Here is a 26451-nt window from a genome sequence, read left to right as displayed (position 1 = left end):
CGTGTTTGTGGAAAAGATCAAGACCGAAGGCCTGGCTCATCTCTCATGGCTCATCGGAGACGGCACGGAAGCTGCCGTCATCGATCCCCGTCGCGACTGCGCGGTCTATGCGGAGATGGCGCACCGCCGCGGATGCCGCATCACGCATATTTTCGAGACACACCGGAACGAGGATCTCGTCTCCGGTGCGCCTGACCTCGCCGCGATCACAGGCGCCCGGGTGCATCACGGCCCCGATGACAAACTCGATGTCACCTATGCGGAAACGGTCCGGGAGGGCGATCATTTCACCTTTGGGGGTCTCACGCTTTGCGTGATGGAAACGCCGGGACATACCGATGACAGCCTGTCCTTTGCTATCTACGACAAGGCTTTTGGCGAAAACGCGGTCGGCGTCTTTACTGGCGATACGCTGTTTGTCGGCGATGTGGGCCGCACCGACTTTTATCCGGATCGGGCGCGCAACGTCGCCGGCGACCTATTCGACAGCCTGCAGAAGATCTGCGCGCTCGGCGACCAGGCCATTATCTACCCCGCCCATGGCGCGGGCTCAGTCTGCGGCAATAATATGGCGGACCGCGAATTCTCCACCATCGGCTATGAACGCCAGACAAACCCGATGCTCCGGATGAACGATCGCGACGCTTTCATCGACACCAAGCTCATCGAGCATCATGACCAGCCGCCCTATTTCCGCCTGATGGAAGAGATCAACCTGGAAGGCGGACCGCGCCTTGAGGAACCGACCGTACCGCCCGCATTCGGACCGAAGGCCTGGCAGGACGCCGCAGGCGATGCCACGATCCTCGATGTTCGCGGGGTCGCCGCCTATCTCGGTGCGCATTTGCCCGGCGCGATCGCCCTGCCCGATGACATGATCCCGGCTTTCGCGGGCTGGTTCCTCGATCCGTTGGACGCAATCCTGCTCGTCGCCAACGACGCGGATCAGGCCAGTTGTGCGTCGCGCCATCTCGCCCGGATCGGTTTTGACGGCGTGAAAGGATTTCTCACCCCGTCCATAACCGGCTGGGCTGCGATGTCCGGTGCGTTTCAATCCATGCCGGTTGTGGATGTTCCCGAAGTGGCCCGCCGTCTCGACGAAGCGCCAGACGACTGGACCCTTCTTGACGTGCGCGGCAAAGACGAATTGGCGGAGGAGCGCATTGACGGCGCCCAGCACATCTATGTCGGCGAGATCGCAGAGAAGATGCGCGAACTTGACCCTCAACGACGCTACACCGTGATGTGCAAGAGCGGTGCGCGTTCCACCATCGCGGCATCAATGCTGCGCCGACAAGACTTCAAGCAAGTCGACGTTTTTATGGGATCGATGAGCGCGTGGAAAGCGGCCGGATATCCGGTCCACAGCTAGGCGCGGCCCTGGCGCGCACAACCTATGTCCGCGCCCGAGCACGGCTCTCGGATATCCGCGCTTTATATATCCGATACCCACCCGCAATAAACTCGGCGCCCGCCACAGCCACGGGCTCTGACATGCCCGCCCCGCCATCGATATCGAGCCGGTCATATCGAATGCGGTGTGTCATGCGCGGATCCTCGCCTTCATAGGCGATGAGCCGCGGTTCGGGCGAGTGCCCATGCACCACGAGATCGCCACCCCATCCGCCGACATGATTGAGGAAAGGAAACCGGATCCACGCCCAGTGATCCTCATCGAAACCGGGGCGGGTCGGGCGATAGCTGTAATCCCAGGGGCGCGCAAGGAACTCATCCTTCGGCACATCCGGGTTGAGGCCTGCATGCACGAAGAGGAGGTTTCCGATCCGGCGATAGGGCTGCAATTCACGCAGAAAAGCCTGACGCGCCGCGCCCCAGCAATCACGCATCGCGCGTGCCTTTTCGGCCCAGTTCATATGTGCGCGCACTTCGTCGGGCACGCCGCATTCTGCAAAGATCGCCTTGGCGCCGTTTTCAAGCCACAGATCGATCTTGCCCGCATCCACATCCATCACGATGCGCGCGAGCTGCTCATGGTTTGCCATCAGAACGGTTTTCTCGTCGAAGCCCAACGTTTCAGCCGGCCTCATCATCTCATCGATGCAGCGCAGGGAGGACGGCCCCCGGTCGATGAGATCGCCGAGCTGAACGAGCTCGGTGCGTTCCGCGCTTTCTGCCGCCGCAGCGTTCATGGCCTTGAGCACATCAAGGAAGGCCTCGTGCTGGCCATGCACGTCCCCGATCGCGAAGACGCGCCTGTCCGGCCCGGGTTGCACCAAGGCATCGGCCATGAATTCGGAAATCTCGACGGTCATCTCTCAATCCTCTGCTAGTTGAAAGATGTCCGGAAAACCCGAATTATCAAGGCCTGTTGGCGTTTCCATCGGATATGCTCGGTTTCTGATCATCAAAACCGGCAGCGGAAACCTCGAGAACAGCGCGATGAGTCTGGCACAGCAGGTAGAGGCGTACGTTGCCGTGTTCCCCGACGGCGGCGCGGTCACAGCAAACGAGTTGCTGCACCTTGGCGAGCGCGGCGCCGTTGAAGCCGCCCTGGCCGAGCTCACTGAGCAGGAAAAGGCCTATCACATCGAGGATGGGATCTACATTCGGCCCGGTGACGGGTACACAAGCCGATTTCCGCGGCCCGAACATATCCTGGCCGCGCTTACGAAGTACCGGGGCGAACTCTTCTCGCCAAGCGCCGGCAGCATGGGTCAGGGCAGCAACAAGTCAGGGTCGGGCGACAGCATGGCCGGAGACCGCTACCTCACGAGCGGACAGAGCCGCTGGCTGCGGGTCGGCCACCAGCGAATAGAGCTGATACATGCGGAAGAAGCGGAGATCCGCGCGTTACACAGCGCGTTGGAAAAGCTGCGGCCGCGCGTGCCCGACAAGGCTGAATGCATCGAAGGGTTGCGCGAACTTGAGCCGGAACTGCGGCGTATCGGGGTGCAAGCGCTCTGGCTTTTTGGATCCCTCGTCCGAGGAGACGCCACACCGGACAGTGACATCGATATCGCAATCGATGCCGACAAGACGCGGGTGACCGGGTGGGATTATTTCGCGATATGGCAGGAGACGCAGCGGGTGATCGAGCGCTACCTGCAAATCGACTGCGATGTCGTCGAGATCGAAAGCGCGCGTGACATCATCAAAACGCATATTCTCAAGGATGGGATGCGGGTGTTTTGACACCCGAAAGTACCCAAAAATGATCTTCTGACAAACGGCGCAATCGAGGCTGCGGGCACAGCAAGCTACCCGACCGAATTCGGCTGGGCCGCCTTTGACAGCGCTTCCTCGGCCCATTGGTTGAGGCTCTTTCCGGAAAGTTCTGCAGCTACGGCAGCCTTACGATGAACATCCGGAGACACGCGGAACATCATCTTGCCTGAATAGGGCTTTTGGGGCTCCTTACCAACCTTTGCGCAGGTGGCAAGATAGTCATCAAGCGCTTCATGGAACGCTGTCTTCAGATCAGCAACAGTCTCCGCGTGAAACCCTATGACATCGGAAATACCGGCGATTTTGCCGAAAAAAATTTCATCTTCATCGTCATATTCAACCCGCGCCGAATAGCCCTTGTAAGTCATCGTGTTCATGGTCTCGCTCCAATCTGGGAGAGGAATTCGCAGGCGTCGCGGACCTGATAGCGTTTGGCCTCCTTGCGCGGATGCGGCCGATGGAACGAGATGACTACACCATCTTTCTCAAACCGGACGCGGGAGCCACGGCCTTCGATCACGCGGGCGCCCCGACAGCAACAAGCAGACTCTCGATAGACGCCCATTCAATCGCTCCTGAGACGGGCTCGGCAAACACAGCTTTGAGCGTCCTTTTGTGCTTGCTGTTCATGCAAGCAATATAATCGGCCACAATCATATACGTAAGCATAAGGTGCTAGCGATTTGTAACCCCGCATTTTGCTAAAAAGGCTGCGGGTGTTTCGCAAGCTCCAGATGATTGACGACGCGATGGCCGACGAGGACCTTCGTATCCCGCCCGGCAATCATTTCGAACGGCTGCAGGGCAAGCTGTCCGGCTGGCATTCAATCCGCGTCAGCAAGCAATGGAGACTGGTTTTCCAGTGGGATGCAAGCCGGGGCGAGGCGAGGAATATCGATCTGAACGATCACAGCTACAGGTAAAGCTCATGTTGATGACGAAGCGCAAACCGGCCACGGTCGGCGAAATCCTGACCGAGGAGTTCATGGAGCCGCTCGGGCTTACCCAGACCGAACTGGCCGAGGCCATGGGTGTACAACGCAAGCACGTCAACGAACTCTGCAATGACAAGAGAAATGTGACTGCCTCCACCGCGCTCATTCTGGCCCGCGTGTTCGGCAACACGCCAGATTTCTGGCTGAACACGCAGCGCCGCAGCGAACTCTGGAAAGCCATGCACGATCCGAAGGAAAAGGCACGAATCAACCGAGCCAAACCTCTGGAAGCTGCGTAGGGTTTCGCTCCTGCTTGTCCGTCGCAATTCACCGTCCACGCCCATTTAAGCCTCCCCATCAGCTCTGCAGGCGGAAGCCACCCCCTCTGAGCAGGAAGGCGTCTCGCTCTGGAATCTCGGTCTCGAGCCCCAGAACTTCCGAGATACGTTCGACCTGGTGTGCGATCATGTCGCCAAGCAGCTTCGTTTGTCCGCCCTGCAGTTCATCCACAAGCCCGGCGATCGCATTTAGGACCTCTCCGGTGTTCTTGAGGATTTCGTCTTCACCAGACCTGCCGCGTGCCCTGAGGCCGATCGCTCTTACAAAGTCGAAGAAGTCATCGCGTGTGAGCGCTTCCATCGTGTCGGCGGCTCCGATATGCAGCGAAAATCGATGATCGATGTTCGAGTCGAGCAGCACGGGGACGACATCGTAGAGTGGGGCGAGCTCCGGAGCGTTGCCACGATAGATCAGGGCGTGGTTTTTGGCGTGGTTGTCTGTGTTGCCGAGAGCAAGATTGAGGATGGTCATCTGCAGAAGGGAGCGCCGCGCCTTGGCCGGCAGCCTTGTCTTTCCGAGGACCTTGCCTACCGCTTCTGCATTGAATGATCGGCCGCCTTCGCCGTCTCGTTCGTATTTGAGGCTCTTCGGCAGGCCGAGCGCCTGGCAGAAGTCCTCCTGATGGATCCGGCTCACCACACCGTTCTCGACGACACGGTCGAACCGGGTGATAAGCAGTCCACGCACATCATCAATTTCGAGCGGCTCGACATGTGCGACTTCGTCCCCGTAAACCCTGCCCGCGATCGACATCAATCGATGCTCCTGGTCGACGAGAGCTTCTTCGCCGCGCCGCGGGATCTTGAGAATGTGCGTGGTAGGGACGCCGGTTCCATGTCGCGGAATGGCAAAGGATCCGTCGGCCAATAACGTAAGCGCGATCTTTCCCTGGACGCCGGCCAGCGGCGATGGGTCCTTGGTGTCGACCGGCAGACGCCTGTCGTCGCGAAGGGAGCGCATGATCCTGGCGAGATCGTTATCGCTCAACACATCGTAGTCTTCCTCCAGGCGTCCGGGCCTCTTTCCCGGTCCCTCGCCGGCCGGCACGCAAGAGATCGCACCTGGGCAATCGCGGCCGAGGTGATAAAGCAGGCCTGCAATGTCGGAGCGATCGATGTTGTGCTTCGCCATCACCGCATCGAGTGACGAATTCTCCTGCAGTAGATTGTCGAAGAAGGATCGCGTTTCGCTGTCCTTGAGGCTTTCCCGCTCGAGCGGCAGAGCGAGCGAGACCGGCCGCACGGCGTCCGCAGTGTAGCGGAACGACAGGGCGCCCTGCTCGTCGCCGGACAGCCGTCCGGTCGGGCGATCCTCGCCTTCGACGAAGACATCGATTTCGCGCGTCATGATCTCGGTTCCATGCGCAGTTCGAGCCCGAGCTCGCTGGCGGCGGCCAGTGCCGCCTCGATGGAGACACCGCGCTCCCCGTTTTCGAGGGCGGAGAGGAGACGTCGGGTCGTGCCTATCGCTGTTGCGAGCTCCGCCTGTGTAAGTTTCGCCGCTTTTCGTTGGCGGCGGATCTCGGCGCCGAACTCTTTGGCGGTCGAAATCAATGCGAGCTTGTCCATGAATCGGGTCCATAAAATGGGACGTATACATCCCATATAGCGGATATGCGGGAGAGTTCAAGACAAATGAGATGAATATGGCGCAAATCAGGAAGTACTATCTCCTGACGACCATATGAGACGCATATATCTCATCAATCGAATTGGCCACGTAACAAATAGGAACGGCGCAAAGTCGAACAGGACCTAACCCATTGTTTTCGCTCGACGTTGCCCCACACCTCGGAAAATGGGGGCAACCTTTCACACACCCCTCACTTGATTTGTAGGCAAAATCGTCTTTTTGCCTACAAAGGGCTCAACCGCGATTTCAGGAAGAGCTGTGCCCATTCCTGCGCGATGCACTGGTTTCGGACGGGCTTTGATTAGTGTTTTCATGTCGTGGTCGCCGAGACGGCGCGCCAATTGCCGGATCGTATCGGTATCGATGCGGTCCTTTCCGATATGGGCGAGAGCTTGCAACACCGAATTGGCGCGGTCGGAGGCCTTGTCGATCACCGGCGCGCGGGCATGTTTGAGGGTCAGGGTGCGTCCCGCGTCGCAGGTCAATCGCTTTGAGAGGCCGCTAAAGGAAAGTCGGCGCCATCAAGAATCTTCCGGATTCAGGGCGGCCGGAATCAGATTGAACCTGCAAGAAATCCTTGCAGGTTGTCCCGCCCGCCCTTTCTCTCGGGTGATCACTTCGGCCGCTTCGAACGCGGGCTGTGCACATCAAGCATGGTCATCACTGTTTTCTGCTGCTGAGCCAGCTTGACAGCCTAACCCAGCCATATCGGCGCGAAGCCAACCGCGTCGACCCCGACATCAAGCCGGTTCTTCATCGGACGGTTGCGCCCGTGCTGATGGCCATGCAGATGGACCGTGCCATGGCGGCAGCAGGTCGTTGATGCGCGTAACGTTACGCGCTACATTGTCGGTATGATTATCGGATTCCGTCACAAGGGCCTGGAAAGGTTCTATCGCACCGGTTCAACGCGCGGCATTCAAGCCACCCACACCAAACGACTGGCCATGATCCTGGCTATGCTCGATGCCGCAAATGAGCCAAAGGATATGGAGCAACCCGGATTGCGGTTACATCCGCTTAAAGGGGAGCTGAAAGGCCGCTGGTCAGTATGGGTGAACGGAAATTGGCGAGTGACCTTTCGCTTTGTCGGTTCCGATATCGAGCTGGTCGATTATCAAGACTATCACTGAGGACAAAGCCATGATTTACAAGCATCCCCATCCGGGAGAAATCCTGAAAGAAATGGTGTTCGAACCGCTGGATTTGCAGGTGACGGAAGCCGCTGAGCGGCTTTCCATGTCCCGCACGGCCCTATCACGAGTGCTAAACGGCAAGGCGGGAATTAGCCCTGACCTGGCCATCCGCCTGGAATTGGCGGGGGCAAGCACTGCGCGCTTCTGGATCAACCTTCAGGCCAACTATGATCTGTGGCAGGCGCAGCAGCATGAGCAGCCACCTGTACGGGCCCTGCAAGAGGCCGCCGCTTAACGGACGCAAGCAAATCGAACAAGCCCTAACTCTTTGTTTTTGCTCGAAGTTGCCCCCATTTCGCAGGATTTGGGGCAATTTTTGTAGGCAATTCAGCCATTTTGCCTACAAAAGGCTCGACCGCGAATTCAGGAAGAGCTGGGCCCATTCCCGAGCATCGTCAGCGGCCCTGTGCTTCCTGGTCGCCCTGCCCCGCTCTTTCAGCGCGGCATGGACCCTCATTTCATCCGTGTCACGTCGCTCTAAAACCACGGCGACGTCCTTCCGGAAAAAAGGTCGGGGCCGGATCCAGGTCGTGCCATCCCGATAAAGGCGGTCGAGCCATTCCTGGTCCTTGGGCGAATCCGAAAAGACGGTCCAGCTGGCCAAGGCGGCATCAAGCCGGCCTATCGCCTCTTCTGGGGAGACCCCGTCGGCCAAGAGCTCTTCTACCGTGATCCCTTAACGTCTTCCCCACCTCAAGAAGGGGGATTTTTGCATCAGGCCGCAGCGAGTGCATTCTGACGAGATTCTCGGGTCGTCGGGCCCGCAACCGGTGCCCTCCCCGAAGGCCGCGTTCCGGCCCGAAGGATGTTCCGCGCCGCGTTCGTATCGGCATGGGCCGAGTGCCCGCAATCGGAACAGAGAAACACCGCTTGGCTCTTGCGGTGGGTTTTCGAGATCGAGCCGCATTCCGAACAGGTCTGGCTCGTATAGGCCGCGGGCACCTTGATCAGGACACCGCCGGCCGCTTCCAGCTTGTAGCGAAGGCAGGTCTCGAACTGGTACCAGCCCTGCTCGAGTATCGATCTGTTCAGGCCCGCCTTCTGGCGCACATGCGTGCCGGGCGCCTCGACGGTACCTCGCGCGCTCGCGGTCATGTTCGCGACCTTCAGATCCTCGGTCACAACGGTGCCGTAGCGCCTTGCGAGACCGGCGCTGCGCTCATGGACCCAGTGCTTGCGGACACGCGCTGTCTTCGCTTTGGTCCGCGCCAGTCGCGCTTTCGCCTTCTCCCGGCGTTTCGATCCCCGCCGGCAGCGGGCAAGCGATCTGGCCTGTTTGCGCGCCCGGCGGTCCAGAACGCGCAACCGCTCCAGCGGCAGATCGGCGAATGTTCCATCGGAGAAGGCAAGCGTATGCGCGACGCCGCGATCGATGCCGACCGCTTCTGCTGCTCTCTTCTCCGGCGCCTCGCTCTCGACCTCGCAGGCGATGCTGACATGCCAGCCGAGCGGGTCCCGTGACACGGTGACATTCTTCACGTCACCGAGGACGTCGCGGGTCCAGCGGAAGCGCACCTCTCCGATCTTCGGGAGATGGATCGCGCCCCAATTCCGGTTGAGGCGTCGGATCCGGCATTCCCGGCCATGGAAGCGGAACCCGTCGTTCACGCCCCGGCGCCGGGGGGTGGGATAGCCGGATCGACCGGCGAAGAAGTTCGCATAAGCGCGATCGAGATCGCGCAGCGCCTGCTGCTGGCTCGTCTGGGAGACCGCTGCGATCCAGTCGAACGATCGGCGCAGTTCGGTGAGCTCTCTGGCCTGAGCTACATAGGTGAGCGACTTGCCGGTTCGGACGGCGTATTGGCGCCACCAGTCCCGACGTTGCTCCAGCGCGAGGTTGTAAACGAGACGCACCACGCCGGAGAACTGACGCATCTGCGCGGCCTGTTCATCCGTCGGCTTCAGCCGGTATCGGTAAGCTCGGTTCACGATCATTCACCGAAAATAGTCAGAAACCCGGCCTTCAAAAGGCCCTACCCACCGCGCTTTCTTCCTCGCCCTGAAAGACGAGGTTTCCCGCGCTTGATCAGATGACCGCTTGAGAGGCCGCTCGCGGAAAGTCGGCGCTATCGAAGATCTTCCGGAATCGGTTGTTAGTAAGATCACGTAGATCGACGAAAGCGACGACGAGCACCCGAAGGTGCCCCTTAGTAGGGGGTTGAAGCCTTTAACTTTCTTCAGTTGGCGCTGGCTCAAGAACGCTTAAGGTATACGAGGTATAATTTTGAAAAATATTCATTTGATTGGCAAAAAGCCATGCAATTGACAAAACATCAAAATCCCACTTGGCCTTATTTTGAAAATATGCGATTTTGATGGTTATGGACCATCAAAAACAGCAACGATTAAAACCTCTCCTGGACAAGGTACCACCGGGCCTTCTGGTGGACACCCCTTGGCTCAAGGGCCAGGGCATCGATGCTAAGTCGATCCACAACTACGTGGCCCGAGGTTGGCTGGAGCGGGTCATGAGGGGCGTCTACCGCCGCCCCCTGCCGGAAGGTGTGCAGGCAAAAAGCGCTGTCCCATGGGACAGCGCCCTGCTCTCCCTGCAATGGATCATGAAGTACGATGTGCACCTAGGCGGCGTGAGCGCGCTCGACCTGGCGGGTTATGCCCACTACCTGCACCTGGGCGGCACGCCGCGCGTCCACCTCTACGGCGATGTGCCCTCATGGCTGAAGCGGCTGCCGAGCGACGCAAAGATGGTCGTGCACCGACGCACCCTGTTCGGCGACGACCAGACCGGCATCATCGACACTGACCGTGATACCCGCGAAAGCAGTCAGGCCGTGAATGTCTGGCATTGGTCGCTGAGGGCATCGTCTCCTGAGCGGGCCACTTTAGAAGCGCTCGACGAACTGACCGACGAAGCCAGCTTCGAGGCTCTGGACAAAATTTTCGAGAGCCTGACAACGCTGCGGCCCAAGCAACTTATGGCGCTGCTCACCGCCTGCCAGAGCGTAAAGGTGCGGCGCCTGTTTTTCGTCTTCGCCGATCGCCACCAGCATGCCTGGCGCAAACACCTAAGTATCGACAAGGTCGATTTCGGCTCGGGGCCGCGGGCGCTTGTCGAAGGCGGCAAGCTCCATCCAACATACCGCATCTACGTCCCGAAGAGCTTCGTGCGGACGGAAGACCCGGAGGCCGATGCCGATGCTTGACCGCTATGTGGATCAGGTTCGGCTCCTGCTGGGCGTACTGCCAGACATCGCAGCGGAGGACGTGTTCGCCCTGAAGGACGGCACAGCCATAAACCTATTCTATCGGGACATGCCTCGCCTGTCGGTCGACATCGACCTGACCTACCTGCCGGTTGGCGAACGCGAAGCGTCCCTGATGGAAATTGACCAGACACTCGACCGCATCATGGCGGCGGTCACCAAACGAAACCCGCAGATGCAGGCCCGGCGGATTGCCGGTGGCGGCAACAATGACATCCGCATCATGGTCAGCGTTAACGTCTTCCCCCACCTGAACGGGGGATTTTTGCATCAGGCCGCGGTTTGCGCGATCTGACGAGATTCTCGGTTCGACGGGCCCGCAACCGGTACCCTCCCCGAAGGCCGCGTTCCGGCCTTGAGAATGTTCCGCGCCGCGTTCGTATCGGCATGGGCCGAGTACCCGCAGTCGGAACAGAGAAACACCGCTTGGCTCTTGCGGTGATGTTTTGAAATGGACCCGCATGCGAAGCAGGTCCGGCTCGTATAGGAAGCGGGCACCTTGATCAGCGTCCCGCCAGCGGCCTCAAGCTTGTAGCGAAGGCAGGTCTCGAAGAAAAACCAGCCCTGTTCGAGGATGGATCGATTAAGGCCCGCCTTCTGACGCACATTCGTGCCGGGCGCTTCGACAGTGCCCCGTGCGCTCGCGGTCATGTTCCGGACCCGCAGATCCTCGATCACGACGGTGCCGCAGCTACGCGCCAGACCGGCGGTGCGTTCATGGACCCAGTGCTTGCGGACACGCGCTGTCTTCGCCCTGGTCCGGGCCAGCCGCGCTTTGGCCTTCTCCCGGCGCTTCGAACCGCGACGGCAGCGGGCAAGCGACCGGGCCTGTTTGCGCGCCCGGCGGTCGAGGACGCGCAACCTTTCCAGCGGGAGATCGGCGAACCTCCCATCGGAGAAGGCCAGCGTATGTACGACACCGCGATCGATGCCGAGCGCCTTCAACGGCGGCTTCTCCGGCGCCTCGATCTCGACCTCGCAGGCGATGCTGACATGCCAGCCGAGCGGGTCTCGTGACACGGTCACATTCTTCACGGCACCGGCGATGTCGCGGGTCCAGCGGAAGCGGACCGGACCGATTTTCGGCAGATGGATCGCGCCCCAATTCCGATTGAGGCGCCGGACCCGGCACTCGCGACCCTGGAAGCGGAACCCGTCATGAACGCCCCGGCGCCGGGGCGATGGATAGCCGGATCGACCGGCAAAGAAGTTCGCATAAGCGCGATCGAGATCGCGCAGCGCCTGCTGCTGGCTCGTCTGGGAGACCGCTGCGATCCAGTCGAAGCTCCGGCGCAGTTCGGTGAGCTCTCGCGCCTGGACTACATAGGTGAGCGACTTGCCGGTTCGGGCGACGTATTGCCGCCACCAGTCGCGTCGCTGCTCCAGCGCGAGGTTGTAAACGAGCCGCACCACGCCGGAGAACTGGCGCATCTGCGCGGCCTGCTCCTCCGTCGGCTTCAGCCGGTATCGGTACGCTCGGTTCGAGATCATTCTCGGAAAATAGTCAGAAACGGAGAATTCTAAAGACCTTGGCCAGCGCGCTTTCCTCCCCGCCCTGAAGGGCCGAGTTTCCCGCGCGACACGGATGAACTCGGCACCCGCCACCGCCACAGGCTCGCCCATGCCGGCGCCGCCGTCGAGGTCCAGCCGGTCGTAGCGAATACGGTGGGCCATGCGCGGATCCTCTCGTTCATAGGCAATAACCCTCGGCTCGGGCGTGTGACCGTGCACGATGAGATCGCCGCCCCATCCGCTGATATGATTCAGGAACGGGAACCGGATCCAGGCCCAGTGATTTTCCCGGTCGCCCAGGATATTCGGCTGGAAGGTGTAATCCCATGGCAGCGCCAGGAACTCATCCTTCGGCACGTTCGGGTTGAGCCCGGCGTGAACGAAAAGCAGGTTTCCGATCTGTCGATGTGGCTCCAGCGAGCGAAGAAACTCGAGACGATCCTTGCCCCAGAAATCGCGCATAGCCCTCGCTTTCTGCGATGCGCTGAAACGCCGGCGAGCATCATCCGGCACGCCGCATTCCCGGAAAATCGCTTTGGCCCCGTTCTCGATCCACAAATCAGCCTTTCCCGCATCGACGTCCATGACGATCCGGGCGATCTGCTCATGGTTTGCCATTAAAACGGTTTTATCGTCGAAGCCGAGTTCGGCGGCCGACTTCATCATCTCGTCGATGCAACACAGGGAATACGGCCCCCGGTCGATGAGATCGCCGAGCTGCACGAATTCGGTGTGTTCCTCGCATTCAGACGCCGCAGCCGTCATGGCCTTGAGCACGTCCAGGAAGGCGTCGTGCTGGCCATGCACGTCGCCGATCGCGAAGACGCGCCTGTCCGGCCCGGGTTGCACCAAGGCATCGGCCATGAATTCGGAAATCTCGACGGTCATCTCTCAATCCTCTGCTGGTTGAAAGATGTCCGGAAAACCTGAATTATCAAGGTCTGTTGGCGTTTCCATCGGATATGCTTGGTTTCTGACCATCAAAACCGGCAGCGGAAACCTCGAGAGACGCGCGATGAGTCTGGCACAGCAGGTAGAGGCGTACGTTGCCGTGTTCCCCGACGGCGGCGCGGTCACAGCGAACGAGTTGCTGCATCTTGGCGAGCGCGGCGCCGTTGAAGCCGCCCTGGCCGAGCTCACTGAGCAGGAAAAGACCTATCACATCGAGGATGGGATCTACATTCGGCCCGGCGACGGGTACACAAGCCGATTTCCGCGGCCCGAACATATCCTGGCCGCGCTTGCGAAGTACCAGGGCGAACTCTTCTCGCCAAGCGCCGGCAGCATAGGGCAGGGCAGCAACAAGTCAGGGTCAGGCGACAGCATGACCGGAGACCGCTACCTCACGAGCGGACAGAGCCGCTGGCTGCGGGTCGGCCTCCAGCGAATAGAGCTGATACATGCGGAAGAAGCGGAGATCCGAGCGTTACACACAGCTTTACGCCGCGTCCCGACGAGGAGGTTCTCGGGGTCGATCTCGGTGTTACCGACCTGGCAACCCTGAGCGATGGCCGCAAGTTTGCCGGTCCGAAATCTCTGGGCAGAAATCTGAAGCGGCTCGCCAGGCTCCAGAGGTCCCATGCGCGAAAGGCAAAAGGCGGGAAGAACCGCGCGCGTTCTCGCGCCAAGATCGCGAAGCTCCATGCGCGCATCCGCAATATCCGGCAGGATGGGCTGCATAAACTCACGACCGGGCTGGCCCGCAAGGCCAGCGCTGTGGTCATTGAGGATCTCAATGTTCGCGGCATGATGGCGAACAGGCATCTATCCCGCGCCATCTCGGACATGGGCTTTTACCAACTCGTCGCCCGGGTCAGGTTCGACATCAGGTGCGCGATCGAGAATTTCCAGAGCCGCATCGACATTGCCGCGTGCTGCTCGGTTTCTCAGGTTCAGAATGGCACGCCGATGACCGATGCCATCGGCGATAAACGCTGAAAGCAACTGGTTGAGCGAAACATTGTCTTCCGCCGCTGCTCGCTTGGCTTCTTCCATAACATGATCTGCGATTCTGAGAGGGTAGGTGCTCATGTTGGATGTCACAACAATCACACGTTAATATGATATCGTATGTGATGTCACGTCAAGTCGCCGATGGCGCCTCGATGTCCCCCGGGGCTTTAACAGTCGCCTCTTGACTTATTCTTATGTCGAAGCGTCTACGCGCGACTCAGAGCGCGGGCTGTGCACATCGAGCGCGGTCAAGCCGCCTCTAGCGGAGTGATATCGGAGACGTCGATTTCATCGCGGGCGCGCGCCAGATCCCACGCTCGTTGCAGGTTCAACCAGTATTCCGGCGTGGTGCCGAAAAACTTCCCGAGCCGCATCGCGGTGTCTGCAGTGACCGACGTCTCTTCCTTTACAAGCCGCTCAATGCGTGTGCGAGGCACGTGCAGTCGCTTCGCCAGACCGATCGGGCTAAGCCCCAGCCCGTCCAGATACAACTCCTTGAGCACCTCGCCTGGATGCGATGGATTTTTCACCAAGCTCATTCCACATCCCGTCAATTATAATCGACGATCCCGCTTCAGCGTTCGGCTTGGCCGTTTATCCGTGCTTCCAGTTCGGCGCTCCCCGCCAGCAGGTCTTCGAATGTAGGCGGGGTGTCCATGAACATTTCCGACATGGCCGCATAGTCTTCTTCGAGCCGCGCTTTGATTTCCTCCGAGGGGACGAGCCGCAACGAACCTATGACGGCCGTGTCGTAAGAGGCGGAGTTGTCGGCAAACATCAGGCTCTTGTTGTGCACGACGCGGGCAAGAAGGTCCGGCTGTTGCAGCGCTTCGTCCGCAATGCCCTTTTGGGCCAGCATCAACGTGTCGTAATAGTGCCGCGACATACCTTCACGCAGTTTTCCGTTGTGATGCAGGGCATGGAGGATGGTCGCTTTTTCCCAGAAGGTCCGCACCACCGCCAGAGTCGGGATAGGGGATATGGAATCCGGCAGCTCTTCCGGAAATGTCTCGGCCAGATAGGGCGTAATGTCTTTCAGTTCCGACGGATCGGTATCTCCGCGCGCGCCAAATTCCAGCTTGATACGGGGCTTGATGTAGCCGATTTCGCCCTCGCCAAATCTGCCAACGCCCCATCCACCACGCCCATATCCTTGGCCGTAATTGGCAAGACGCGGGTAATTGAACAGCAGTGTCTGGCTGTCGGGATCGTCCGGATCGGAAACGATGTCCCATCCTTCGGCAGTGCCGAGCGCGGTCTCGATTTCCCGGCGCAAAACCGGCATGACGACGGTGGTCACATACTCCTGCGCGGCGGCCTTGAGCGTATCGGTGCGGCGTTTGCGTTCCTTGCCGCTGATTCCGTTCTCCATAGGAGAGGGGGCGTCGCGAACCATCGGCGCGTTCCTGTCGATGGTCAGGTCGATATCTTCCGAAAACCGCTGAATGATCCCATAGGCTTTCGAGAGCGACGTTCCGCCCTTGAACGTGAAATGCCCCTCCAGCTCCGCACAGCGAACCAGCCGTCTTAGAGTCCAGCAGACCCAGAAGTCCTTTTCGATGATGGCGGCGGTCAGGTCGCGCCGGCTCGCTGCTTCCTGGATGAAGGCGCGGCGGTCGTCTGCCGGTCTGCGAGCGAACTCATCCATGTCTGACCGCTCCGATCTTCAGCACGATATCGCCCATCCAGCCCGGCATCTTCGGACGGGCCTTGATGAGTGTTTTCATGTCGTGGTCGTCGAGGCGGCGCGCCAATTGCCGGATCGTATCAGCATCAATGCGGTCCTTTCCGATATGGGCGAGAGCTTGCAACACCGAATTGGCGCGGTCGGACGCCTTGTCGATCACCGGCGCGCGGGCATGTTTGAGGGTCAGGGTGCGTCCCGCGACATTCTTGGTGCGCGTCGGGCCGGTCGTCGCATAGGTGGCTTTGGCCGGGACTTGGGTCGAAAACCCAAGGCGGTTTGCCGCCGCCGCGCCGGAGGTAGTCACCTGGTCGCCGCCTTGTCGTGAAACCGCGCGAGCAAGCCTATCTGCGTCCGGGCTTAGAGGCCCGAGCTTCGTGTGTAGTTCCGGGTAGTCATAAAGGCCGCGCCCGACGCGCCTGATCGTTCCCGACTGGACAAGCCGCGAAAGCGCCATATCGACAGACCCGCGCGTGCCGAAATCGATGAAGTCTTTGGGTGTAAAGACCCAGCCACGGCCTTTGCCGCGTACCCGCTTCATGATTTTGTCGGCAATTGCAGACATTGAGCCTCACTTTCTTGTTAGATATTATCATATATATTTCTAACAAGCAATTTTGCATGTTTTCGAAAAATCATTTCATATTCATATAGTTATGATATTTTTTAACACGCAGTGCCGTATAGGCGATCTAAATACCCTGCGTGGCAGCTCAATCCCTTCGAGAGCCCGCTAAAAGAAAGTCAGCGCCGTCGAGAATCTTCCGGATTCAGTGCGGCCGGAGTCAGATTGAACCTGCAAGAAATCATTGCAGGTTGCCCCGCCCGCCCTTTCTCTCGCGCAATTCACTTCGGCCGCTTCGAGCGCGGGCTGTGCACATCGAGAGCGGTCATCACCGTCTTCTGCTTCTGCGCCAGCTTGATCGCGTCCTCCAGCCGGATCGGCGCCAGGCCGACCGCATCGACCCCAACATCAAGCCGGTTCTTCATCGGGCGGTTGCGCCCGTGCTGATGGCCGTGCAGATGGACCGCATCGCGCCGAATGCCGTGCCATTCCTCAATCGGGAAATGGAACAGCACGACCATGGGTCGGTTCTTCGTGCGGAGCAGCTCTAGATAGGAATGGACCTCATCCCAGAGGCCGGGGGCGGTCACGATCTCGTCGTCATCGTGATTGCCGCGCACGAGCACCTTGCGCCCCAACAAGCGCGAGAGCTGGGCGATGCCGGCGTTCGGAGCCATACCGAGCACGACATCGCCCAGGACATAGACCGTATCTTCGGGTTCTACGGCCGCGTTCCACGCCTCGACGAGGGCATTATTCATCTGGGTCGTATCGTCGTACGGTCGCGGGCTTCGGATCTTCTCGGAGATCATGAGCCCGTGCCCGAAATGCAGGTCGGATATGACAAATTCCCGGGGCATTAGCTGTCTTTCTTTGCAATAGCACCAACGATAAAGGTGAAAGGCCGGAGGAGACGGTTAAGTTCGGACAGGGTTGGGTCGACGTCTCCGTTTTCGATGTCGTTGATCCGATCGGCCGGCATCTTGGTGAGAAGCGAGAGCTGGTCTTGCGTCAAGAAGTAGGCTTCCCGCAGCTCGGCTATGGCGCTCGGCAACTCGATCCCGCCGGCACGGACGCGATCGCCGATTTCCTTTTCTCGGCGAAGAAACTCAGCAATCTTGCGTGATTCCTCTGTCTCAACGCGTTTCACAGGCTTAGTTGGCGCTTTTGGTGCATACGGATTTGTGTTGGCTGCTTCCGCACGGAAGATCCGATAGGCGCCATCGACGAACTCGGCGCCGACCACGGCATCGAAAATGGCCGCGCCACCATCCAACCCGAGCCGGTCGAAGCGAATGCGGTGTGCCTGATCCTCGTCCAGCCCCTCTCGCTGGAGCTGGTGCTTCTCGATGCTGTGACCGTGGACGATCAGATCACCTCCCCAACCTGTTTCGTGTTCAAGCAACGGCCATCGGATCCAGGCCCAGTGATACTGATCGATATGGGCTGTGCGAACGCCATTGCCATGCCAGGGTCCGGCGAGGAACTCTTCCCTGGACTCACCTGGAGCAATTCCCGCATGCACGAAGAGCAGATTTCCGATCTGACGATGCGACTTCAGCGAACGCAGGAACAGGCGCCTCTCCCAACCAACGGTCCGGCGAAACCAGTCGGCAAGGAGCTTCTGTTGCTCCAGATCCTCGACTTCCTCTTTCGAAATCCCGGCCTCGCGACAAATCGTGTGGCCACCGTTCTGCATCCAGAGCCAAAAAAAATGGTCCGGCAGCCCCATAGCAAGCCGTGCCATCTGCTCGTGATTGCCCATTAAAACGGTTTTATCGTCAAAGCCGAGTTCCTCGGCCGGCTTCATTGCAAGGTCGAGACACCGCACCGGGCCTGGTCCGCGATCGATGAGGTCGCCAAGCAGCACGAGCTCGGTCTCTTCCTTCGATTCTTCGGCAGCCTCCGCCATCGCGTTGAGCACATGCTCGAAAGCATCGTCTTGTCCGTGTACGTCACCGATGGCAAAAACACGCTTCCCCTGCCCCGGTCGCACCAGGTCGGATGGCATAAATGCTGTAATCTCGACAGACATCTCGTCAGGGCCCTTTTAAACCCGGGTATTATAAGCGCATGAAAATCACGGTCATAGATTTCGAAGCCGCGGGCATGGAGAGTTACCCGATCGAGTTCGGCTGGGCCACAGTCGATATCGACGCGCAGGAGATTTCGGTCGACAGTTTTCTGATCCGGCCGACGGAGGACTGGCTCCAGAACTGGGAATGGACTTCAGAAGCCGAGCTGCTGCATGGATTGCGGCTTCGCGACCTCATGGACAAAGGGATCAACGTCGAAACCGCGGTTCAGCGGATCGACGAAAGATTTGGCGATACCCCGCTCTATTCCGATGCGCCATCCTTCGAGAAATTCTGGATGAAGACTCTCTACGAGGCGGCCGGTACCCCGCGTCCTAACAGGACCGGGGACATATTGAAGCTTCAGGACCGGCTCGAAGAGATCGTGAAGGACAAACCGCTCCTCGAGCTGGAGTTTGCGATGAGACGGCGCACACATCGCCGTCACAGGGCTGGTCCCGACGCCCTGGAATGGGGCAAGCTCGTCGCCCGGATCGCATGTCCGGACCAAAGCTTCTGTGTGACTGGAATCGCATAATGACCCCGAAGCCATTCCGTATTGCGCTCATGTCGGACCTGCATAATGAGTTCGAACCGCCCTCCTCGCCGAGCGGCGCCTGGTTCGCGCTGAACACGGCCCGGAAAAAAATTGACAAGCACCCGAAGGTTGGGCCGCTGCTAGACGGGTTGGCCAAGGCAGACCTGGACCTCGTTGTGCTGGCCGGCGATATCGATATCGGCAAGCAGGGCTTTGTCTATGCCGAAAAGGTAGCCGCCTTTCTTGGCGTGCCAGTGGTCTATATCGCCGGCAATCACGAGGCCTACAAGCGCGATCTCGGCGGCACGGTTGATGACCTGCGCGAGCTCTCACTAACCAATGCCGATGCGCACTTCCTCGAGAATGACGAACTCGTCCTCGAGAAGGACGGCCGTCGCCTACACGTGCTCGGCTGCACGCGCTGGACCGACTATGAGGTCAACAGCAAGGAAGAAAAGAAAATCTCCGGCGCGATGCACCAGGCCAGCCGCCAGCTCAATGACCACCAGCTCGTAAGGTACGGGCTCAAAATGCTCGAGCCCTTCGACCTCCGGAACATCCACTTCGAAAGCCGGGCCTGGCTAGACCACGAGGTCTCGCGTATCCGTGCCGATGAAGGCGAAGACGCGTTGATCCTGATCGTGACCCATCACGCGCCGGTGCCGGAGGCAAACGGCGAATTTGTTTGTGGAGACCTGTCCCCGGCTTATGCCAGCGATCTGACCGCCGAAATCGAAAAGTGGCATCCCAATGCCTGGTGTTTCGGCCACACGCATATCGATTTCGACCGGACCTACGGCAGAACCCGGGTCCTGTCCTCTCAGCGCGGATATACCGGGCACGAAGAAGGGGCCGACAAATACGAGCCGCTCGTCTTCACACTCGGGAGTTCGACCGAGGCCTACTCGCTGGACAATGCGCCCGGCGAGATTCTCGATGAGCTCCGCGAAGGCTTCGAGGAGTTGTCCCGACGCGATCAGGACTGATCGGCCTCAGGATCCCAGTCGAGATCTTCCGGCACACGGGCCTTGGCGATCAGCCGCAGGTCTTCGTCGCTGAGCTCCTCCACGAAAATAGCGCGGCGCTCATACACGATTCCCCGCTTTGCCTTGGCAATGAGGCGCCGTCGCAGATCGAGATCGGTGAAATCGACGACGAAATAGAGCGGCGAACTCAGCCGCAGCCGTTCCATATTCTCCGACCTTTCGATGATCTTCCGTGCGAGTTCCGGGATCGGAAGTGACAAGATCTCTGCCCATTCCTGGATGCGAAACGAATCCTCACCCCGGCTCTTCTGGCGCTCCAGCGCCGTCCACCCTCTGGCGAGGAGCGAGGGATCACGGCGCAACGCGCGTGCAATGATCCGATGCATCATCAGCTTGTACCGATCACTGCACGCGACCGTATAAGGCTTTGCCATAGTTTGAAATCCCAAAGGAGGTGTCGATGCACCTCACCAAAGATGCGCTGGATGCCCCGTCGTTCAGGGCGGGGCGGAAAGCGCGTATCGACAATTTCTATTTGCGCGACCGGTGTCCATATCGTTGACACAATAACTTCGTCGCGAGACCCAAGCAGCGCGGAACATATTTCGGGCCGGAATGCGGCCATCAGGGAAACCGCCTCGCGCGGAACCATCGAACCGCGAATGCCGTCAGGTCGCGTTTCCCCCGGCCTGATGCCCAAATCCCCTCCTTCAGGCGCGGGAAGACGTTAAGACGATCAATGCACCGCGTCCCGAATGGATCGACATCGAGACCTTCGTGGGATGTCTGCATGCTTCATATCGCGCACGCGCCTGGCGGCCACATATGCAGGCCTTCTTCGATGGGGTCTCTATCGGCGCGATCCATGACATCGTGCTTGCCGACGTTATCGATTTCGAAACTCTGTACCGGGCCGCCCGGATCTGGGACACAGAGGATGTTGCCTGAGCGGAAGGTGACTGTCCTGTCGCCTGGATACGGGAAATGGCAGATCTCAATGCGACGATCCGGCAGGACGTGTGCAAGCCGCGCGACTGATGGCCGGAGACGCCTGATGAAATCGCGCGTGATATCGGGGGACTTTGACCGCCCGCAACCTGCCCTTGAAGGCAATTTATGTGTATAAAAATACACAACTCTGTTTAAAGGCAGCCGGTTGCGTGTATATACGTACACATGAATAGCCGGGACGTTATCAGAAAGATTGAAGCCGACGGCTGGCAGCATGTTCGCACAACCGTCAGCCACCATCACTTCAAACACCCTACGAAACCCGGCATCGTGACTGTGCCTCATCCAAAGCGGGATATCCCGAAGGGCACGGTCAAAAGCATCGAGAAGCAGGCCGGCCTCACGTTCTGAAGCTCGGCTGCTCTAGCCCAAGGAGGGGCAAATGGCCACTTTCATTGCATTGCTCCGGAAGGATAGCGATTCAGATTACGGCGTCGATTTCCCCGATTTTCCCGGCTGCATCACGGCCGGTGAAACGCTGGAGGAAGCTCGCCTCATGGCTGCGGAGGCTCTTGCCGGACATGTCGAAGCTATGCGGGCAGATGGGGAGAGCATTCCTGCTCCCACTGATCTTGATACGATCATGGCCGATCCCGACAACGCCGATGCCGTAGCCTTTCTTGTCTCAATTCCGGGTGATCCGGGAAGGTCCAAACGAGTTCAAGTAACGTTGCCGGAAGATCTCCTGGACGCTATCGACAAGGTGGCGTCAAACCGATCCGCTTTCCTGGCCAGAGCAGCGCGACGGGAACTCGCAGCATAAAAAACGCCTGAACATGGCTGTGCTTGCAGCGCGTGTCCGACGTCGAGAACTGCGAATCAATTCAGGGAATTTTGACCGCCCACGCCTGCCGCGGCACGGTCGGCCCAACCGGAGCGAAAGATCCCGGGCAAAGGGATGGGTCCAGCTCATGCGCGCTACCGCGCCCCAGGCCTGCTCCTGGATAGGGAAAGCTCGTGCTTTCATCGACGGTTCGATCGCTCATTCACCGGCCTGCCTCCTGCGCGCAATTTTCTCCCAAGTATCAAAAAAATGTTTTGATTTAATATCTTAACATGTCCCATCCGTAATGATCCGTCTTGCCAAGAAGCACGGGTGACTTCTGGGCGCGCGGGCCGCCGGGGCGTGAGTTCAACAAATAATTCATTGAAATCAATGCGTTACACAAAAAGTGTAGATGAAAGCACGAACTTTCCTGATCCGGGGAAGCCGACAGACCGTTCAGACCGCCACCCGACAGGAAGGCCGTCAGGAATTAAATGCATGAATTCAATGACTTAATATAGCCGCATGCTGGTAACGCGATGCGACGCCAGGACGGATCCGGCCTGTTGGGTTGTTGCGACCCATCCGTAACCGGAGCGGGATCGGCACAGCTCAGCCGATGAGCCAAAAAATGCCTTTAAAAACAAATGCTTGTATAAAAGTGTAGATGAAAGCACGAACCGCAGATGCTGGCGGGAACGGATAAACCGTTCCCGCCAGCATCTGCGGTTCGCCCGCGCGCCCGCGCGCGGGCAAGAAGTCGGTTTGTCTGCATATGGACGAGAAGATCATCGCCGCGGTGGATGCGGTCGCAGCTCCTGGTGAAAACCGTTCCGAGGCCGTGCAGCGCCTGATTGCGGCAGCGCTCGGCCGCGACACCCGTTCCGACCACAGGGAGCACACAGTGAAAACGTGACCCCAAAAGCGACGAACCCCCCGAAGTTGGCGCTTCGGAGGGCTCGGAAAGAACCCCAGGTGGGTTCGTCGGTAGGTTCGATACCCCCGACATTACCCACCTCGATTTTCCCCGGCAAGCAAAAAATCGCGCGCCGGCACGGGAGAGCTGCGGCCTGCGATTCGGCCGCGCTGCCCGGAAAGCAGGACGAACGCCCAGCGCGTTCAACGGACTCGAACCGAGGAGGGAAGCGACGACGTAACCCATTGATCTCAAAAGAAAAGGGCCCCCGGCGGCAACCGGAGACCCTTTGAAACCCGAAGCCGACGTCGCGGCCTCTGATCTGCTTCACGGTCAGAAGATAGGCCCGACGGGTTAACACCGCAAGAATGCGCTTGCGGTGAACCCTGGGTCTTTGCCCGGGCGGCGGCTTCCTCAGAACTGGAGGAAGACATGACGGACCGGAATCACCCCGGGCGCCGACCGAACCCTGCTACCCGATTGATGAACACCGAGCTGATGCGCCGCGCGCCCGACGCGGAGCTGATGGCGAAAATGCTGGCCGAGATCGAGGCGAGCACCGCCCAGCGCGAGAAAGTCAAAGCGAGCGAGCGCCGCGCGCTCCGGAACCAGGGCCGCTTCGATGTGGTCGATGGCGAGACCGGCCCAGCACTCGATCTCAAGATCACGCCGGCCCGCCCGAAAAAGGCCGCATACGGACCACATCGCAACAAGGATCGCTGGCAGGACATGGCCGGCCGGCTGCCGTTTTGGGTAAAGCACTCCACCTACGGGCTGACACCGGCGATGGGCGCTGTGCTCTATACGCTCGGCCGTGAGCTCAAGGGCCGCCGCGAGGTCCGGATCGCCTTCGACGCGATCGCGGCGTATGCGGGTACGAGTCAGAAGACGGTGGAGCGTGCGATCCTGCACTTGGAAAGCATGGGGCTCATCCGGATCCAGCGCGCCTGGACCGAAAAGCGAAACCGCCGCGCGATCAACACCTACTCCGTGCTCTCGAAAAAACTGCGCGAATGGATCGATCGTTTTTTTGGATCCCTTACCGACATTTTTGACGGAGATCCCAATCCTTCGGAAGAAGGAGTCACTGCTCGGCAAGGGAGCTGGGGTTCACCGACTGAGACCGGGACAAACAAAACCACCGAAAACGGGAGAGGCCCGAAGCAGGAAATCCGTCCTGCCTCGATATCCAAACCGGTCATGGCGATGGCGACGGCGGCCGCCCGGGTTTTGAGCCCCGAGACAGACGGTGAGCCACAGGTTCTCGATGTCGCCGAACGATATCTGGCGGAACGCGCCCGGTTTGCGGGCTGGAGAGACCGGCTTCAAGGCGATCCCGCGAACCTGTTGGCCGAATTACCAGTTGCCCCCATCTCGCAAAAATGGCGGCAACTCGGCTTGATCGCGCATCCTTCCGAGGGGCAAGCTGAATCGGCATACAGAAGCCTCTCCCCCGTAGAGACATGATTCCATTGCCTTTTCAGCGAAGCCAAACATCGGCAATAAAGATCGGCAAAATAGTAGCGATTTTGTTGTTAAGTACCGATATTTGAACGACTTTTCCTGCTCCATAGATCGGCAATCGGATGGCGCCGCTTGAAACCCCGGGTCGCATCGAACCCTGCCTTCTTGAGGGGGCGGATTCCGGCGTGCCGGCAGACCTGGCCAACCTCGCCGGGACCATCCTGGAAGACGCCCGGAAGCTGGACAACGAGCTCCGTTCTCCCGGGACCAGGCAGGAGCTTGCTGAGCTCGTCCGTGTAATGAATGCTTACTACTCCGGTCTCATCGAAGGCCACGACGTCCGCCCACGCGACATCGAATACGCGCTGGCAGGCGCCGAAGTCGATGACAAAATCCGCCCTCTGGCAGAAGAGGCCAAGGCGCATGTCCTCGTTGAGCGGGAAATCGACGAACTCTTCGCTGCCGACCGCTTGCCGGTGGCCACATCGATAGAATTCATCAGATACGTCCATGCCCGCTTCTACGAAAACATGCCCGCAGAATATCGGGTGATGACATCAGGCGATGGACGGAAGATCGAGATCGTTCCGGGTCGCTTTCGCGAGACCGATGACGAAGACGTATCCGTCGGACGCCATCAGCCCCCGAGTTCTGTCCGCGTCGCCGAATACATGAAGCACTTCGCCCGGCGCTACGGCGAGCTCTCGTCTCAAAACAAGATCCGCTACATGCTCGCAATCCCGGCAGCCCATCATCGCCTCAATTTCATTCATCCCTTCCCCGACGGGAACGGCCGGGTATCCCGGCTCGTATCTCATGCGATGGCGCTTCACGCCGGGATCGGCAGTCACGGGCTCTGGTCGATTTCCCGCGGCCTAGCAAGAGGCCTTGTCGACAGCGGCGAATACAAACGGCAGATGGATGCCGCCGACGGTCCGCGGCGCGGCGACCTGGACGGTCGGGGGAACCTGTCTCTGGCCGCGCTCAGCTCTTTCACGGAATGGTTTCTGAAAGCAGCCCACGATCAGATCCGCTTTTCCCTCTTCATGTTCGACCAGGACCGCCTTCTCGAGCGTTACACCGATATCATCCGCGAAACCGTCGACGACGCGCGTGCACCTACACTGGCGGAAGCGGTATTCCTTTCAGGAGAACTTGACCGCGGCCACGCCGCTCTGGTCCTGCAGACGTCGCAGCGTACTGCGCGGAAAACGCTGACCAGACTCGTGTCAGCCGGATTTCTCAAATCGGACGGCCCAAAGACACCGGTCCGCATTGCCTTCCCTCTCGATTACAGAGAGCGCTTTTTCCCGGACCTTTTCGGAGCGGCTGAACGCGATCCAGACAGCTTCGGTTAGACGCGTACGGCTCCTGTCACCCTGAGTGTGACCTCGCCGGATCAGCAAAACAGCCCGCACCGCATCGCATGAAGACGTTCCAACCCGGTTGGGAGACAAAGTGACCGGCGAGATCGATACGAGCTGGGCCGGCTGCCAGCAGATACCCTCCGCGACAATCGCTTCCGTCACCGGTGTCCTCGACGGTTGGGTCCATCTCCCAACACGCAGCCCCTGAAACCTGCCCCTGAACGATTTACCAAAAGCGCACTTTTTCTCGCTTTTGATAAAGTCTTTTCGACGCTCCCGACATGGACACAAAGATGGCTCGCATATTTCAGTTCCGTTCCAGACCCCGCCGCCGCTTCATAGGACTCTTTCGCCGCCGCAATGCCGGCTTCGCCGTCGGCCTGCTGATTATCGGCGCGATCGCTCTCTATCAACAGACCAGTACCTCCGGGGCCCCGTCCGGCGCTGCGACGCCTGTCTCGGCCTCCGAGATCACATCGATTTACGACGGCGACACGTTCCGTATGGGCGCCGAGCGGGTCCGCATTCTCGGCGTGGATGCGCCGGAACTGGGGACCCGTGCGAAATGCGCCGCCGAGCGCGAGGCCGCGATCAAGGCCCGGGACTATCTCCGCCGCAAACTGCGTGGTGGTGCCGTTGTCACGATCGAGCGCAATGGGAACGACGTGTACGAGCGCACGCTCGCGCGTGTTTTCGTCGATGGACATGATATCGCCGACGACATGATTTCGATTGGTCTTGCAATCCCCTATTCCCCCTCGACGCATGGGAAATGGTGCGACATCGTTCGCAAATAACGATACCCGTAGCGGAGCCGACGTCTTTGAAACCCTGTCCTCGCCTTGCCAGGAGAACCGATACGCCGCGACCGGTTTGCCACTCGGCGCACCGAATCGCCGGGGGGCGGCCCGAGCTAGGTTCCGCGCCGCTTGGTTCTCACGGCGAGGTCCGGTCCCATCGATACGGACACCGGGCACGCAAATGAAAATCTCGATACGCGCTTTCCTCCCCACCTTGAACGACGGGGCTTCCCACGCATTTATCAACGAAAAGGCCCTGCCGCTAGGGAACAGCAGGGCCTTTTCTCGCCTTCCAGGGTTCT

Annotated in this window: 34 protein-coding genes and 1 pseudogene; 19 read left to right on the top strand and 16 right to left on the bottom strand. The window is 59.6% G+C overall.

Annotated elements, in window-relative coordinates; translation table 11 throughout:
• The first annotated feature begins 1 nt into the window (after window position 1).
• On the top strand, window positions 2-1372 hold the full coding sequence (locus FHS78_RS09345; RefSeq protein ID WP_167093495.1) for a rhodanese-like domain-containing protein: 1371 nt from the start codon (window positions 2-4) through the stop codon (window positions 1370-1372).
• A 22-nt stretch (window positions 1373-1394) separates the two neighbouring features.
• Here FHS78_RS09345 and FHS78_RS09340 read toward each other — a convergent pair whose 3' ends face one another.
• Window positions 1395-2273, bottom strand: a complete 879-nt coding sequence (locus FHS78_RS09340) for a metallophosphoesterase (RefSeq protein ID WP_167093493.1) — start codon at window positions 2271-2273, stop codon at window positions 1395-1397.
• Window positions 2274-2298: 25 nt separating this feature from the next.
• On the opposite strand from FHS78_RS09340, the gene FHS78_RS09335 reads away from it, so the two are divergent.
• Entirely contained in the window at window positions 2299-3153 is an 855-nt protein-coding gene (locus tag FHS78_RS09335; RefSeq protein WP_167093491.1) for a nucleotidyltransferase domain-containing protein, read from the top strand.
• Window positions 3154-3218: 65 nt separating this feature from the next.
• Here FHS78_RS09335 and FHS78_RS09330 read toward each other — a convergent pair whose 3' ends face one another.
• Together FHS78_RS09330 and FHS78_RS09325 are read right to left on the bottom strand one after the other, a co-directional pair.
• Window positions 3219-3563, bottom strand: coding sequence for a type II toxin-antitoxin system HicB family antitoxin (locus FHS78_RS09330; RefSeq protein WP_167093489.1), 345 nt, complete (start codon window positions 3561-3563; stop codon window positions 3219-3221).
• Window positions 3560-3751 (bottom strand): type II toxin-antitoxin system HicA family toxin, encoded by a 192-nt coding sequence (locus FHS78_RS09325; RefSeq protein WP_246220424.1) that lies wholly within the window; start codon window positions 3749-3751, stop codon window positions 3560-3562. The genes FHS78_RS09330 and FHS78_RS09325 overlap by 4 nt, the downstream gene beginning before the upstream one ends.
• Before the next feature lie 130 nt (window positions 3752-3881).
• Between FHS78_RS09325 and FHS78_RS09320 the strand changes: the two genes are divergently transcribed.
• Together FHS78_RS09320 and FHS78_RS09315 are read left to right on the top strand one after the other, a co-directional pair.
• On the top strand, window positions 3882-4109 hold the full coding sequence (locus tag FHS78_RS09320; protein WP_343041953.1) for a type II toxin-antitoxin system RelE/ParE family toxin: 228 nt from the start codon (window positions 3882-3884) through the stop codon (window positions 4107-4109).
• Window positions 4110-4114: 5 nt separating this feature from the next.
• On the top strand, window positions 4115-4420 hold the full coding sequence (locus tag FHS78_RS09315; protein WP_167093485.1) for a HigA family addiction module antitoxin: 306 nt from the start codon (window positions 4115-4117) through the stop codon (window positions 4418-4420).
• A 58-nt stretch (window positions 4421-4478) separates the two neighbouring features.
• On the opposite strand, the gene FHS78_RS09310 is transcribed toward FHS78_RS09315, so the two are convergent.
• The 3 genes from FHS78_RS09310 to FHS78_RS09300 all read right to left on the bottom strand — a co-directional run bounded on the left by FHS78_RS09310 (window position 4479) and on the right by FHS78_RS09300 (window position 6577).
• Window positions 4479-5807 (bottom strand): HipA domain-containing protein, encoded by a 1329-nt coding sequence (locus tag FHS78_RS09310; protein ID WP_167093483.1) that lies wholly within the window; start codon window positions 5805-5807, stop codon window positions 4479-4481.
• Window positions 5804-6028 carry a helix-turn-helix domain-containing protein gene (locus tag FHS78_RS09305; RefSeq protein WP_167093481.1) on the bottom strand — a complete coding sequence of 75 codons (225 nt, stop codon included), beginning with the start codon at window positions 6026-6028 and terminating at the stop codon, window positions 5804-5806. The genes FHS78_RS09310 and FHS78_RS09305 overlap by 4 nt, the downstream gene beginning before the upstream one ends.
• A 243-nt stretch (window positions 6029-6271) precedes the next feature.
• Window positions 6272-6577 carry a hypothetical protein gene (locus tag FHS78_RS09300; RefSeq protein ID WP_167093479.1) on the bottom strand — a complete coding sequence of 102 codons (306 nt, stop codon included), beginning with the start codon at window positions 6575-6577 and terminating at the stop codon, window positions 6272-6274.
• Window positions 6578-6732: 155 nt separating this feature from the next.
• Here FHS78_RS09300 and FHS78_RS09295 point away from each other — a divergent pair, with 155 nt between their 5' ends.
• From FHS78_RS09295 to FHS78_RS09285, 3 genes are read left to right on the top strand one after another with little or no spacing between them, the layout of a single operon-like run.
• Window positions 6733-6915, top strand: a complete 183-nt coding sequence (locus FHS78_RS09295; RefSeq protein ID WP_167093477.1) for a hypothetical protein — start codon at window positions 6733-6735, stop codon at window positions 6913-6915.
• Between the two features lie 31 nt (window positions 6916-6946).
• On the top strand, window positions 6947-7225 hold the full coding sequence (locus FHS78_RS09290; protein ID WP_167093475.1) for a type II toxin-antitoxin system RelE/ParE family toxin: 279 nt from the start codon (window positions 6947-6949) through the stop codon (window positions 7223-7225).
• 10 nt (window positions 7226-7235) lie between these two features.
• Window positions 7236-7523: a HigA family addiction module antitoxin gene (locus FHS78_RS09285; protein WP_167093473.1), complete on the top strand. Its 288-nt coding sequence runs from the start codon at window positions 7236-7238 to the stop codon at window positions 7521-7523.
• 479 nt (window positions 7524-8002) lie between these two features.
• Here the strand turns inward: FHS78_RS09285 and FHS78_RS09280 are convergent, their stop codons facing one another.
• Window positions 8003-9217 (bottom strand): RNA-guided endonuclease InsQ/TnpB family protein, encoded by a 1215-nt coding sequence (locus FHS78_RS09280; protein WP_167093471.1) that lies wholly within the window; start codon window positions 9215-9217, stop codon window positions 8003-8005.
• Between the two features lie 386 nt (window positions 9218-9603).
• On the opposite strand from FHS78_RS09280, the gene FHS78_RS09275 reads away from it, so the two are divergent.
• Both FHS78_RS09275 and FHS78_RS19385 read left to right on the top strand, forming a co-directional pair.
• Window positions 9604-10452 (top strand): type IV toxin-antitoxin system AbiEi family antitoxin domain-containing protein, encoded by an 849-nt coding sequence (locus tag FHS78_RS09275; RefSeq protein ID WP_246220422.1) that lies wholly within the window; start codon window positions 9604-9606, stop codon window positions 10450-10452.
• Window positions 10445-10807 carry a nucleotidyl transferase AbiEii/AbiGii toxin family protein gene (locus tag FHS78_RS19385; RefSeq protein WP_167093468.1) on the top strand — a complete coding sequence of 121 codons (363 nt, stop codon included), beginning with the start codon at window positions 10445-10447 and terminating at the stop codon, window positions 10805-10807. Before FHS78_RS09275 ends, FHS78_RS19385 begins: the two co-directional genes overlap by 8 nt.
• On the opposite strand, the gene FHS78_RS09265 is transcribed toward FHS78_RS19385, so the two are convergent.
• Window positions 10783-12912, bottom strand: coding sequence for an RNA-guided endonuclease TnpB family protein (locus FHS78_RS09265; RefSeq protein ID WP_167093467.1), 2130 nt, complete (start codon window positions 12910-12912; stop codon window positions 10783-10785). The two genes, FHS78_RS19385 and FHS78_RS09265, sit on opposite strands and share 25 nt — an antisense overlap.
• Window positions 12913-13039: 127 nt before the next feature.
• Between FHS78_RS09265 and FHS78_RS19380 the strand changes: the two genes are divergently transcribed.
• Both FHS78_RS19380 and FHS78_RS19770 read left to right on the top strand, forming a co-directional pair.
• On the top strand, window positions 13040-13528 hold the full coding sequence (locus FHS78_RS19380) for a hypothetical protein (protein ID WP_246220421.1): 489 nt from the start codon (window positions 13040-13042) through the stop codon (window positions 13526-13528).
• A pseudogene (locus FHS78_RS19770) lies at window positions 13516-13770 on the top strand (transposase); the annotation flags it as partial. The gene FHS78_RS19380 and the pseudogene FHS78_RS19770, both read left to right, overlap by 13 nt.
• Window positions 13771-13788: 18 nt before the next feature.
• Here the strand turns inward: FHS78_RS19770 and FHS78_RS09255 are convergent.
• From FHS78_RS09255 to FHS78_RS09230, 6 genes are all read right to left on the bottom strand, one after another.
• Window positions 13789-14019 (bottom strand): hypothetical protein, encoded by a 231-nt coding sequence (locus FHS78_RS09255; protein WP_246220420.1) that lies wholly within the window; start codon window positions 14017-14019, stop codon window positions 13789-13791.
• A 206-nt stretch (window positions 14020-14225) separates the two neighbouring features.
• Entirely contained in the window at window positions 14226-14516 is a 291-nt protein-coding gene (locus tag FHS78_RS09250) for a HigA family addiction module antitoxin (RefSeq protein ID WP_167093463.1), read from the bottom strand.
• 35 nt (window positions 14517-14551) lie between these two features.
• Window positions 14552-15625, bottom strand: coding sequence for a nucleotidyl transferase AbiEii/AbiGii toxin family protein (locus tag FHS78_RS09245; protein WP_167093461.1), 1074 nt, complete (start codon window positions 15623-15625; stop codon window positions 14552-14554).
• Window positions 15618-16226 carry a DUF6088 family protein gene (locus FHS78_RS09240; protein WP_167093459.1) on the bottom strand — a complete coding sequence of 203 codons (609 nt, stop codon included), beginning with the start codon at window positions 16224-16226 and terminating at the stop codon, window positions 15618-15620. Before FHS78_RS09240 ends, FHS78_RS09245 begins: the two co-directional genes overlap by 8 nt.
• A gap of 281 nt (window positions 16227-16507) precedes the next feature.
• Complete coding sequence (locus tag FHS78_RS09235; protein ID WP_281356618.1) at window positions 16508-17086, bottom strand: metallophosphoesterase; 579 nt, start codon at window positions 17084-17086, stop codon at window positions 16508-16510.
• Entirely contained in the window at window positions 17086-18261 is a 1176-nt protein-coding gene (locus tag FHS78_RS09230; RefSeq protein ID WP_167093455.1) for a metallophosphoesterase, read from the bottom strand. The genes FHS78_RS09235 and FHS78_RS09230 overlap by 1 nt, the downstream gene beginning before the upstream one ends.
• 38 nt (window positions 18262-18299) lie before the next feature.
• On the opposite strand from FHS78_RS09230, the gene FHS78_RS09225 reads away from it, so the two are divergent.
• Both FHS78_RS09225 and FHS78_RS09220 read left to right on the top strand, forming a co-directional pair.
• Window positions 18300-18839, top strand: coding sequence for a 3'-5' exonuclease family protein (locus FHS78_RS09225; RefSeq protein ID WP_167093453.1), 540 nt, complete (start codon window positions 18300-18302; stop codon window positions 18837-18839).
• The gene (locus FHS78_RS09220; protein ID WP_343041948.1) at window positions 18773-19825 is read left to right on the top strand and encodes a metallophosphoesterase; all 1053 of its coding nucleotides are present in this window, start codon (window positions 18773-18775) and stop codon (window positions 19823-19825) included. Before FHS78_RS09225 ends, FHS78_RS09220 begins: the two co-directional genes overlap by 67 nt.
• Here the strand turns inward: FHS78_RS09220 and FHS78_RS09215 are convergent.
• Complete coding sequence (locus tag FHS78_RS09215; protein ID WP_167093449.1) at window positions 19816-20259, bottom strand: hypothetical protein; 444 nt, start codon at window positions 20257-20259, stop codon at window positions 19816-19818. The genes FHS78_RS09220 and FHS78_RS09215 overlap by 10 nt on opposite strands.
• A 361-nt stretch (window positions 20260-20620) precedes the next feature.
• A complete protein-coding gene (locus tag FHS78_RS09210; protein ID WP_167093254.1) occupies window positions 20621-21088 on the bottom strand; it encodes a hypothetical protein in 468 nt (155 codons plus the stop codon).
• Here FHS78_RS09210 and FHS78_RS09205 point away from each other — a divergent pair.
• From FHS78_RS09205 to FHS78_RS09180, 6 genes are all read left to right on the top strand, one after another.
• Window positions 21002-21187: a type II toxin-antitoxin system HicA family toxin gene (locus FHS78_RS09205; protein WP_167093447.1), complete on the top strand. Its 186-nt coding sequence runs from the start codon at window positions 21002-21004 to the stop codon at window positions 21185-21187. The two genes, FHS78_RS09210 and FHS78_RS09205, sit on opposite strands and share 87 nt — an antisense overlap.
• A 31-nt stretch (window positions 21188-21218) precedes the next feature.
• Window positions 21219-21599, top strand: a complete 381-nt coding sequence (locus tag FHS78_RS09200) for a type II toxin-antitoxin system HicB family antitoxin (RefSeq protein ID WP_167093445.1) — start codon at window positions 21219-21221, stop codon at window positions 21597-21599.
• Between the two features lie 778 nt (window positions 21600-22377).
• On the top strand, window positions 22378-22518 hold the full coding sequence (locus tag FHS78_RS09195) for a hypothetical protein (RefSeq protein ID WP_167093444.1): 141 nt from the start codon (window positions 22378-22380) through the stop codon (window positions 22516-22518).
• Window positions 22519-22950: 432 nt separating this feature from the next.
• Complete coding sequence (locus FHS78_RS09190; RefSeq protein ID WP_167093442.1) at window positions 22951-23985, top strand: helix-turn-helix domain-containing protein; 1035 nt, start codon at window positions 22951-22953, stop codon at window positions 23983-23985.
• Window positions 23986-24104: 119 nt separating this feature from the next.
• A complete protein-coding gene (locus FHS78_RS09185; protein ID WP_167093440.1) occupies window positions 24105-25340 on the top strand; it encodes a Fic family protein in 1236 nt (411 codons plus the stop codon).
• 302 nt (window positions 25341-25642) lie between these two features.
• A complete protein-coding gene (locus FHS78_RS09180) occupies window positions 25643-26146 on the top strand; it encodes a thermonuclease family protein (RefSeq protein WP_167093438.1) in 504 nt (167 codons plus the stop codon).
• The last annotated feature ends 305 nt before the right edge of the window (window positions 26147-26451 follow it).

Source organism: Parvibaculum indicum (assembly GCF_011762095.1).
GTDB classification, from domain to species: domain Bacteria; phylum Pseudomonadota; class Alphaproteobacteria; order Parvibaculales; family Parvibaculaceae; genus Parvibaculum; species Parvibaculum indicum.
Note: the sequence above shows the minus strand (reverse complement) of the source record. Positions and strands in the feature narration are given on the sequence as shown.